Origin of the sequence: uncultured Brevundimonas sp. (assembly GCF_937870815.1) — a bacterium.
In the GTDB taxonomy this organism is placed as follows: domain Bacteria; phylum Pseudomonadota; class Alphaproteobacteria; order Caulobacterales; family Caulobacteraceae; genus Brevundimonas.
Genome location: NZ_CALMZS010000098.1, coordinates 1 through 9,333, shown reverse-complemented (window position 1 = coordinate 9,333; position 9,333 = coordinate 1). Strand labels below are relative to the sequence as shown.

Annotated in this window: 10 protein-coding genes and 1 pseudogene; 2 read left to right on the top strand and 9 right to left on the bottom strand. The window is 70.8% G+C overall.

All coding sequences use genetic code 11. The annotated features are described in order from the left end of the window. The 8 genes and pseudogenes from Q0588_RS06150 to purH all read right to left on the bottom strand — a co-directional run. Window positions 1–317, bottom strand: a pseudogene (locus Q0588_RS06150) (tryptophan synthase subunit beta); the annotation flags it as partial. A gap of 32 nt (window positions 318–349) precedes the next feature. Further along, a complete protein-coding gene (locus Q0588_RS06145; RefSeq protein ID WP_298744698.1) occupies window positions 350–988 on the bottom strand; it encodes a phosphoribosylanthranilate isomerase in 639 nt (212 codons plus the stop codon). Further along, the gene (locus tag Q0588_RS06140) at window positions 985–1,401 is read right to left on the bottom strand and encodes a type II toxin-antitoxin system VapC family toxin (RefSeq protein WP_298744696.1); all 417 of its coding nucleotides are present in this window, start codon (window positions 1,399–1,401) and stop codon (window positions 985–987) included. The genes Q0588_RS06145 and Q0588_RS06140 overlap by 4 nt, the downstream gene beginning before the upstream one ends. After that, window positions 1,398–1,649, bottom strand: a complete 252-nt coding sequence (locus tag Q0588_RS06135; RefSeq protein ID WP_298744694.1) for a type II toxin-antitoxin system prevent-host-death family antitoxin — start codon at window positions 1,647–1,649, stop codon at window positions 1,398–1,400. Before Q0588_RS06135 ends, Q0588_RS06140 begins: the two co-directional genes overlap by 4 nt. A 50-nt stretch (window positions 1,650–1,699) precedes the next feature. Next, window positions 1,700–2,434: a pseudouridine synthase gene (locus tag Q0588_RS06130; RefSeq protein WP_298744692.1), complete on the bottom strand. Its 735-nt coding sequence runs from the start codon at window positions 2,432–2,434 to the stop codon at window positions 1,700–1,702. Further along, a complete protein-coding gene (locus Q0588_RS06125) occupies window positions 2,431–3,330 on the bottom strand; it encodes a class I SAM-dependent methyltransferase (protein WP_298744690.1) in 900 nt (299 codons plus the stop codon). Before Q0588_RS06125 ends, Q0588_RS06130 begins: the two co-directional genes overlap by 4 nt. A gap of 47 nt (window positions 3,331–3,377) precedes the next feature. After that, window positions 3,378–4,133, bottom strand: a complete 756-nt coding sequence (locus Q0588_RS06120) for a dienelactone hydrolase family protein (protein ID WP_298744689.1) — start codon at window positions 4,131–4,133, stop codon at window positions 3,378–3,380. A gap of 496 nt (window positions 4,134–4,629) precedes the next feature. Next, complete coding sequence (purH, locus tag Q0588_RS06115; protein WP_298744686.1) at window positions 4,630–6,249, bottom strand: bifunctional phosphoribosylaminoimidazolecarboxamide formyltransferase/IMP cyclohydrolase; 1,620 nt, start codon at window positions 6,247–6,249, stop codon at window positions 4,630–4,632. A 167-nt stretch (window positions 6,250–6,416) separates the two neighbouring features. Between purH and Q0588_RS06110 the strand changes: the two genes are divergently transcribed. Next, window positions 6,417–7,562 carry a hypothetical protein gene (locus Q0588_RS06110; protein WP_298744684.1) on the top strand — a complete coding sequence of 382 codons (1,146 nt, stop codon included), beginning with the start codon at window positions 6,417–6,419 and terminating at the stop codon, window positions 7,560–7,562. A 204-nt stretch (window positions 7,563–7,766) separates the two neighbouring features. Here the strand turns inward: Q0588_RS06110 and Q0588_RS06105 are convergent, their stop codons facing one another. After that, a complete protein-coding gene (locus Q0588_RS06105) occupies window positions 7,767–8,297 on the bottom strand; it encodes a prolyl-tRNA synthetase associated domain-containing protein (protein WP_298744682.1) in 531 nt (176 codons plus the stop codon). A gap of 51 nt (window positions 8,298–8,348) precedes the next feature. Here Q0588_RS06105 and Q0588_RS06100 point away from each other — a divergent pair, with 51 nt between their 5' ends. Then, window positions 8,349–9,089, top strand: coding sequence for a DUF6065 family protein (locus Q0588_RS06100; RefSeq protein ID WP_298744680.1), 741 nt, complete (start codon window positions 8,349–8,351; stop codon window positions 9,087–9,089). Window positions 9,090–9,333 lie beyond the last annotated feature (244 nt).

Genomic DNA, 9,333 nt, shown 5'->3' with positions numbered 1-9,333 from the left:
AGGATCTGGCCCATGCAGTTGTTGATCTTGTGGGCGCCGGTGTGGTTCAGCTCGTCGCGCTTGAACCAGATGTCGGCGCCGCCGTAGTGCTCGGTCAGCCGCTCGGCCAGGTACAGAGGGCTCGGACGCCCGACATAGTCGGTCAGGAAGCCGTCCAGCTCGGCCTGGAAGCTCGGGTCCGCCTTGGCCGCCTCATAGGCGGCGTTCAGCTCGTGAACCAGCGGCATCAGGGTCTCGGCCACGAACCGGCCGCCGTAGGGGCCGAAGCGGCCGTCGGCGTCGGGCATGGCGTAGCGGTTGGGCAGGATGGCGTTCACGGGGACAAACTCGCGCGGGGGAGCGGCGGAAATCAGGCCGACCGCACCGCCTCGAGAAACGCCGCGATCAGGGCAGGGTCCTTAACACCCGGCGCACTTTCCACGCCAGAGGACACGTCGACCATCGGCGCGCCCGAGACGCGCAGGGCGTCGGCGACATTGTCCGGCGTCAGCCCGCCGGCGAGGAACCACGGCCGGCGGAAGGCCCGGTCGGCCAGCAGGGTCCAGTCGAACCGCGCCCCGACCCCGCCCGGCAGGCGCGACCCCTCGGGCGGTCTGGCGTCGAACATCAGGTGATCGACGAACGGCTCCCAGGCCTCGGCTCCGGCGAAATCCTCATGCGTCCGGATCGGCAGGGCCTTGATGATCCCCGCTCCGGTCAGGGTCCGCACCCGTTCCGCGCGGGCCGGCGTCTCGGAGCCGTGCAGCTGGATCAGGTCGGGCTTCAGGACCAGGGCGATCCCGGTCAGCAGCAGATCGTCGGCGTCCACCGTCACCGCCACGATCTTCGCCTTGCCCCGCGCCCGCTCGAACAGGGTCGCGGCGTGGAGCGGATCAATGTGGCGCGGACTCTTCGGAAACACCACCGCCCCGACGAAGGCCGCGCCGCCGGTCAGGGCGGCGTCGAGCGTTTCCGGCGTGGTCAGGCCGCAGATCTTGACGGAGGTCATGGGACGATGACCTCAAGGCCCGCCGCTCCGGCCACGCGCGCCTGAATCGTGTCCAGAGTGGCCAGCCCGGCGCCGATTCGCAGGGCGGCGGCGATGTGCACGGCGTCCGGGGCGCGGACGCCGTCATCCCGCATCACCAGCAAGCGGGCCTGCCGAATATCCTCGGGCTGGATCGGCAGCGGCCTTCCATGGCGAGACATGATGTCCGCCAGAGCCGCCTCCAGCACCGGCGCCTGGTCCGTAGCCAGGAAGCCGCCGCGCGCCTTGGTGCGGATGGCCGCACTGAACTCCGCCGCCGTCCACTCGCTGATCACCCATGCGGCCCTCCGACTCAGCAGAGCCTGCGCCCGCGCCGAGTCAGGCTCGAACGTCAGGCCGGCGACCAGCACGCTGGTGTCGAGGTAGATGCTCAATAGCGGTAGTCGTCACGCATGGCGCGGACGGTGTCGACGGTCCCCGAGGTCGGGGTGCGGCCGGCCTCGCGCAGTCGGTCCAGCCAGGCCGGATCGATCGGGGGCTTGGGCGCGGCCGGCGCCTCCACCGGCACGACCCGCGCGACCGGGCGACCGCGCCGTGTGATGGTCACGGACTCGCCATCCAGCATCCGGTCGATCAGACGCGGCAGATGGTCCTTGGCCTGGGCGATCGAATATTCACTCATAACGCCATGATAGCCATCTTCATGGCCATGTTCAAATCGACGCCGGCGTTTCACGCGAAGATCGACATGACCTCCGCCTCGTCCAGCAGCCGCCACTCTCCCGGCCCCAGGTCGTCCGGCAGGGCCAGGCCGCCGATCCGTTCGCGGTGCAGGGCCTCGACGTGGTTGCCGACGGCCGCGAACATGCGGCGGACCATGTGATAGCGGCCCTCGGTCACGGTCAGCCGCGCCTCGGTCGGCGACAGGACCTCGAGCGCGGCGGGGGCCAGCGGCCGGTCCTCGCCTTCCAGCACCATACCGCCGGCGGCGAACAGCTCCGCCTCGGTCCCGGCCAGCGGCCGGGCCAGGGTGGCGCGATAGACCTTGGCCACATGGCGTTTGGGGCTGATCACCCGGTGCAGCAGGTCGCCGTCGTCGGTCAGCAGCAGCAGGCCGGTGGTCGCCTTGTCGAGCCGGCCGATGGTGGAGACGGCCGGGTCGCGGCGGCGCCAGCGGTCGGGCAGGAGGTCATGGACCAGGGCCCCGTCCTCCTTGTGCGAACAGGTCATGCCCGGCGGCTTGTGCAGCATCAGCACCAGGCCCGGCGGCGGATCCAGCGGCTCCCCGTCGATCCGCATCCGCGCCGGCAGGTCGGGCGTGACCGCGATCCGCCTCGACACGTCGGTCAGTTCGGCGCCGTCCAGCACGATGCCGCCGGCCCTGCCGAGACGGGCCATCTCGGTCCGGGAGCCGTAGCCCATAGAGCCGAGCAGGCGGTCGACCCGCATGGAGACCGGCTTGCTCACTTGACCGCCTCGATGACCTTGTAGCCGCCCTTGTCGGCGACGGGCCGGGAGCGTTTGAAGGCGGCGGCGATGTCGGCCTCATAGGGCAGGTGGCGGTTGGCCACGAGCCAGAGGACGCCGCCCTTCCCGAGCATGGCGGCGGCCTGACGGATGAAGGCCTGGCCCAGACGCCGGTCCTCGGCGCCGCCGTCGTGGAAGGGCGGGTTCATGACCACGAAGTCGAGATCGCCGTGGGCCTCGACGGTGCGGGCGTCGGCCCATTCGAAGCTCGCGCGGGGGTCGGCGACGTTGCGGCGGGCGGCCTCGACGGCGCGGCGGTCGAGATCGATCAGGCGCAGCGAGGTCACCGCCGGCGAGCGCAGCACCGCCGTGGCCAGGGCCCCGTGGCCGCAGCCGAGGTCGGCGCCGGCGCCCTTCAGCGGCGGCAGGGTCCGGGCCAGCAGCAGCGTCCCCGCATCGACCCGGTCCCAGGCGAAGACGCCCGGCTGCGACCATGCCTCCAGACCCGGCACGAGACGCGGCGCGCCCGCTTCGATGGCCTCGTCCAGACCGGTGACCGTCTCCGGCCTGAGCACCACGCAGCGCCGGTGATGCGCCCGGGCGCTCTCGCCGACCTCGACGCCGAAGGCCTCGAGTTCCTTCTTGAGGCGGGAGCCGCCCTTGTCCTTGGGGGCCATGACGTCGAGCCGGCCGCCGGGCTTCAGCGCCCGCAGGGCCAGGGCCAGGGCGTGGCGGCGTTCGAGGACCCCGGGCGGGGCGTAGATCATGATCTCGTCGGCCGAGCCTTCGGCCACGCTCTCGAGAGCCGTGGAGCCGGGGACCAGGGGCGAGGTCTGGATCGCGCCGCCGGGCGGATCGAACACCGCCGGCGGGCGGCCGTAGAGGAGGGTCGTCATGCCGCGGTCCATAGCGGCTTTGCCCCGCCGCGCGAACCCGTCAGGGCTCAGACCGCCGGCGCGGCCGCCACGTCCTCGAGCAGGGCCCGGAAGCGCCGCAGCGCCTCTCCGGCCAGGCCGGGGTCGTAGCGCATCGGCGGGGCGGTCATCGGCTCGTCGAAACTGTGGCTGCCGTCGGCGATCCAGGTCTCGACCTCCACGCCGCAGTCGCGAACCATCCCGTGGACCCGTTCGGCGTTGCGGACGGTGGTCAGGTGATCCGAACGGGCGATCACCGCCAGGGTCCTGGGGCAATGCCGCCACGGCCGCATCCGGTTGAGCGCGGCGACGCCGACATAGGGGTAGGCGAGGTAGGTGGCGATCACGCCGTCGAGGCCGACCGCGCCCGGGTCGGCGAGGCCGAGGGCCGGACGCGAGCGGTCGGCGCTCATGGCCTCCATGATGCCCCAGCCGCCGTGGCTCCAGCCGGCCAGGGCGATCCTCGAGGCGTCGACATCGGGCCGCCGCGACACGCCGTGCAGGGCGGCCAGGATGTCGCCGGCCCGCTCGGCGCCGCGCAGCAGCAGGCCGGTGCAGACCGTGGCCATGGCGAACTCCCGGCTCCAGCCGCGCGGGGCGTAGGAATCGACCGTGAAGGCCCGCCAGCCGGCCGCCTTCGCGACCCCGGCGTATTTCGGCAGATGGCCGCGCAGGCCGCCGCAGCCGTGGAACAGCAGCACCGCCGGCCGCGGCCGGTCGTCGTCGGGGCCGGTCATGGTGGTGTGGGGCTCGAGCCGGGCCCAGCGCCGGGAGAGGGTGTCCATAAGCGTCACCATAGCGAAGGGCGGGGGCGGCGGAAGCGGCGATCCGGCGACAGGGGTTTATCCGGGTGAAAACCGGAATTCGTGGTGGCGGAGTCGGCAGAGTCGGCAGGGACCGCGGAAATTCGCTGTGGCGGAGTCGGCAGAGTCGGCATCGGCCCCGGGTGGACCGTGAAACGGACGCCGGCCTGGGCGGCGGGCGCGAGGCTGAGACTGTCAAAGACCGGCGGGCATTATGGGGCCCCCGGCCCCTATGGCGGGTTCGTGACGCTGGCTTTTTAGCAGGGCGTTGGAATCGCGGGGTTTCGTCCGCGAAAATGTGATGGCGGGCGGCGGATCGCCAGCATTGCCTTGTCATCCCGGACAATCGCGCTGCGATTTCCGGGAGGTCTGGATCGACGGCAGGCCCGTCCCGGATCAGCGCTTCGCGCTGTCCGGGATGACAAGGCCCGCGTTCAGGCAGCGAGCGACCGCGTCGCAAGCGGCAGCGCCCTGAAAATCAATGCCGGAACACCCGCACCCCGGTGAAGGCCATGGCCACGCCCGCCTCGTCCGCCGCCGCGATGACCTCGTCGTCGCGGATCGAGCCGCCGGGCTGGATCACCGCCGTCGCGCCGGCGGCAACCGCCTCGAGCAGGCCGTCAGCGAAGGGGAAGAAGGCCTCGGAGGCGCAGGCCGACCCCTGGGCCAGCGAATGGGCCAGGCCCTTGGCCTCGCCGGCCTCGCGGGCCCGGATAGCGGCGATGCGGGCCGAGTCGCGGCGGTTCATCTGGCCGGCCCCGATGCCGGCGGTCTGGCCGTCCTTCGCATAGACGATGGCGTTGGACTTGACGTGTTTGGCCACGGTGAAGGCGAACAGCATGTCCTCGATCTCCCGCGGCGTCGGCTGACGGCGGGTGACGATCTTCAGGTCGGACGGGGCGATGCGGCTGCGGTCGCGGGACTGGACCAGGAAGCCGCCGGCCACCGAACGGAACACCTCGCCGGCCGCCAGCGGATCGGGCAGGCCGTCGGTCAGCAGCAGGCGCAGGTTCTTTTTGGCGGCGAAGACGGCTTGCGCCTCCTCATCGGCGCCGGGGGCGATGACCACCTCGGTGAAGATGTCGGTGATCAGCCGGGCGTCCGCCCCGGTCAGCGGCCGGTTGACCGCCACCACCCCGCCGAAGGCCGAGACGGCGTCGCATTCCAGCGCCCGGGCGTAGGCCATGGCCAGATCGGCGCCCACGGCGACGCCGCAGGGGTTGGCGTGTTTGACGATGACGCAGGCCGGGGCCTCGAACTCGGCGACCAGCTCATAGGCGGCGTCGGCGTCGGCGATGTTGTTGTAGCCCAGTTCCTTGCCCTGCAGCTGGCGGGCGTGGGCCACGCCGGGGCGGGCGGTTTCGCCGGAGACGGGGCCGGTGCGGTAGAAGGCGCCGGTCTGGTGCGGGTTCTCGCCGTAGCGCAGGGTCTGGGCCAGAGCGCCGCTGATCGATTTGCGGGCGGGGGCGGCGTCGCCGACTTGCTGCGCGAACCAGCCGGAGACGGCGGCGTCATAGGCGGCGGTGCGGGCGAAGGCGCGGGCGGCGAGGCGTTTGCGCAGGTCCAGCGTCGTGGCCTCGTCGGCCTTCAGGGCGTCGAGGATCAGGCCGATGGACTCGCCGTCCACCGCCACCGCGACATAGCCGTGGTTCTTCGAGCCCGAGCGGATCATGGCCGGGCCGCCGATGTCGATGTTCTCGACCACCGCGTCGAAGGCCCCGCCTGACGCAACGGTTGATTCGAACGGATAGAGGTCGACCCAGACGATATCGATCGGGCCGATGTTGTGCGCCGTCATCGCCTCGGCGTGGTCGGCGGCGTCGCGGACGCCGAGCAGGCCGCCGTGCACCACGGGGTGCAGGGTCTTGACCCGGCCGTCCATCATCTCCGGGAAGCCGGTCAGTTCGGCCACGTCCCTCACCGGCAGGCCGAAACCGGCGATCGCCGCCCGGGTGCCCCCGGTCGAGACCAGTTCGACGCCGAGGCCGTGCAGGGCGCGGGCCGCGTCCTCCAGCCCGGTCTTGTCGCTCAGCGAGATCAGCGCGCGCCTCGGCGCCACGCGGTCGGGCGCGGGGGGAAAGTCGGGAGCGGCGGGCATGGCGGCGTCCGTGTGCTGGCTGGGGGGGAGGGGGAGCGCCGCGCGTCTAGCACTGTCCGGCGGCGGATTGAACCGTGGAGGACGGATCGGAGGCGGAAACCGCCGCTTTGACGGTTCCGGTTTTCGACCTAGCTTGACTATCTGGCCGCCAAGGTTGGTTCTGACGCATGTTCGAGAGAGGCGAGACCGCTACGCCTGACGGCCTCGGAGGCCGCGTCAAGACCGTGCTCGTCTGGGCCGGCAGGGTTCTCGCCCTGCTGTGGATCGCCCTGTCTCTGCTCCTCGCGGCGATGAGCCTGGTCGGCTCCGGACCCCAAATCGTCGACCTGGCGACGACAGAAACCGTCTTCGGAATTTGGAGCGTCCTGGCCGTCCTCGATGTTCTTTTCGCCCTCGCCGCCATCCTTGGGGTCGGTGTCGCCCTCGTGCGCCGAAAACTGCTGCTTGCGCTGCTGTTCTCCCTCGTCGCATGGCCGGTGGGCTTCGTCATCGAAGCCAGCCGGTGTGATTACCCGGCCTGTCGCTCGATGGCCTGGGCGGCGTTGCCCGCATGGACGGGCGACTGGAGCATCCGCCTCCGGCCGGTGACCGATCCGCGCGAAGCCGAAAACATCGCCTCGGCGGCGCTGGACAAGGTAGTCTCCGGGTATAGCGCCTATTACCCGAAACGCTTCGACGACCACTGGATCGTTCCGACCATCAACGGCGACGGTTGGCCCGGCCCCAGCGCCGTGAGGATCGACACGCGCACCGCCGCGACGCGATTTGTCCCCTGCCCGGCGGATCGCATGCTCTGCGGCATGGAGCGCCCGGTGATGTCGCAGGCCGGGCAGGTTTTCAGCAACGCGCGCTGGGGGCTCTCCATGAGCTTTCCGGCCGGGCGGGCGGTGTGCATCGCGCGGCCGTATGAGGAGGCGCGGCGCGATGAGGCGCGGGGCTTCTACGCGATGATCCGCGACGCCGACACGCCCTGCGATATCGTCGATCCTTCTCGCACCCTGGGACTGGAAGCCCTGACGGCGCGGACGGTGACGGAGGCGCGCCAGGAGCCATGCAAGCCGCTCTCGCCGGCCCGCCTGAAGGCGTTCGGGGGTGCGGCCCCTGGTTTCGCCGGCCGCCAGAGCGTCGCGTGCGAGGAGGTTACCGAGGATCAGATTGCGGTCAGCGTATTTGCATTCGCAGAACCCGGAAGCGGGGCGCCGACCACCCTCTACGAGGCTTGGGTTCTGACCGATCCGGCCCATCTGCCCGAAGACGCTCGGGAGTTCGAGACCTTCCTGCGGACCGCACGGCTTCCCCCGCCGTCACGCTAACCGGACTCGGCCCCCGGTCGTGAGAGGTCCACCACGATCGGCTCGCCAACTCTTCCCGTCATCCTCGGGCTTGACCCGAGGATCAGACCGTCCGGTGCTCCGTCGAGCGGTTCACGGTCGCACCCGCGAGGCCGCCACCGTCGCACAGCCCGCCTCTCGCCTCTGATCCTCGGATCAAGTCCGAGGATGACGGCGGGGTGGGGTTCAGCCGGCTAGCTGACCAAAATCCACCACCACCGGCTCCCGCCCGATCAGCGTCAGGAACCGCCGGAAGTCCGCCTGCGCCAGCCCCGTCGTGGCGGTGTTGGTCAGGGGGTGGAAGTTGACCACCTCCGCGTCCCACAGGGCCTGGTCGAGGACGAAGGTGACGCGGCGGTCGGGGTCGTTGATCAGGCCCAGCGCCGTGACCGAGCCGGGGCGGACGCCGAGGGTCTCCCACAGCAGGGTCTCATTGCCGAAGCTGAGGCGGGCCGAGCCGATCCATTTGTCGGCCCGCTTCAGGTCGATGACCGTGTCCTGCCGGGCCGAGATCAGCCAGAGGCGGCCCTTCCGGTCCTTGAGGAACAGGTTCTTGGTGTGGGCGCCCGGCAGGGCGGCCTTGAGCTCCAGCCCCTCCCCGACGCGGAACACGGCCGGGTGGTCATGGGTGGTCTGGGCCACGCCGTTCGCGGCCATCCAGGCCAGCAGGCGGGCGCGGTCGTACAGGGGCGCGGCGGGCGGCTTGTCTTGGGTCATCGGGCCCAGCTAGGGAGGAGGACCCCTTCCGATACCGCCCGGAGCGCCGCCGTGGAACTGGAATGCTATCCGATGTCGGACCAGCCGTGCGACATGGTGCCCGGCCGACTGGAACGCGACTGGATGGACGCCTTCGCCAGCCGCCATCCCTACCGCTGCCTGCCGCTGACCATGGCCAACACCACCGGCTGGGAGATCCTGTGCCCGATCGGCTTCACCGCCGAGTGGAACGGCGGGCCGAGCCAGAACGACATCGTCATCACCCCCGACCGCCATTCGCCCAACCTGCACCATTTCGTCACCTCGCATTTCTCGCGCGGGGTGATGACCCTGCATCCGCAATACCTGTTCCGCACCCCGCCGGGCTGGGGCCTGCTGGCCGGCGGCGCCCCCAACCACGTCAAGGACGGCATCGCCCCGCTGACCGGCCTGATCGAGACCGACTGGCTGCCCTTCCCCTTCACCATGAACTGGCTGTTCACCCGGCCGGGCCGGGTCAAGTTCGAGCGCGGCGAGCCGTTCTGCTTCATCACCCCGATCGAGCACCGCAAGGCCGAACAGTTCCAGCCGGTGATCCGCTCGATCGATTCCAATCCGGTGATGAAGGGCCAGTTCGAGGCCTGGAACCGCCAGCGCACCGACTTCAACAAACGGCTGGCCTCGGGCGACCCCGACGCGGCCAGGGAGGCGTGGCAGCGCTTCTATTTCAAGGGCGAACTGCCCGAGGCGCTGGGCGCGGCCCCGGAGACCCACGCCAACAAGCGGCGGCTGAAGACGCCGAGGCTGGGGTGATGGGGGCTAGGGGCTAGGGGCTAGGGGAGAGATTTGGCGCCGACCCGGAGGCCGCAACCTAGCCCCTAGCCCCTAGCCCCTAGCCCCTAGACTCTGCCAATCACATCGGCCGCGGCACGCGCGGGCCGAGGTTCTGGACCACCTCGCGGGCGTCGAAGGCGTTGGGGTCGTCGGCCGGCTTCGGCCCGTTCCCGACCACGATCTCGGCGCTGGCCTCGTAGCGGTCGATCTCGCGGATATCCAT

Bases quoted from the DNA above. Each gene is read 5' to 3' on its own strand.
- Q0588_RS06105 (WP_298744682.1), bottom strand. From the start codon at position 8,297: ATGACCCAAGACAAGCCGCCCGCCGCGCCCCTGTACGACCGCGCCCGC.
- Q0588_RS06110 (WP_298744684.1), top strand. From the start codon at position 6,417: ATGTTCGAGAGAGGCGAGACCGCTACGCCTGACGGCCTCGGAGGCCGC.
- Q0588_RS06120 (WP_298744689.1), bottom strand. From the start codon at position 4,133: ATGGACACCCTCTCCCGGCGCTGGGCCCGGCTCGAGCCCCACACCACC.
- Q0588_RS06145 (WP_298744698.1), bottom strand. From the start codon at position 988: ATGACCTCCGTCAAGATCTGCGGCCTGACCACGCCGGAAACGCTCGAC.
- Q0588_RS06125 (WP_298744690.1), bottom strand. From the start codon at position 3,330: ATGACGACCCTCCTCTACGGCCGCCCGCCGGCGGTGTTCGATCCGCCC.
- purH (WP_298744686.1), bottom strand. From the start codon at position 6,249: ATGCCCGCCGCTCCCGACTTTCCCCCCGCGCCCGACCGCGTGGCGCCG.
- Q0588_RS06135 (WP_298744694.1), bottom strand. From the start codon at position 1,649: ATGAGTGAATATTCGATCGCCCAGGCCAAGGACCATCTGCCGCGTCTG.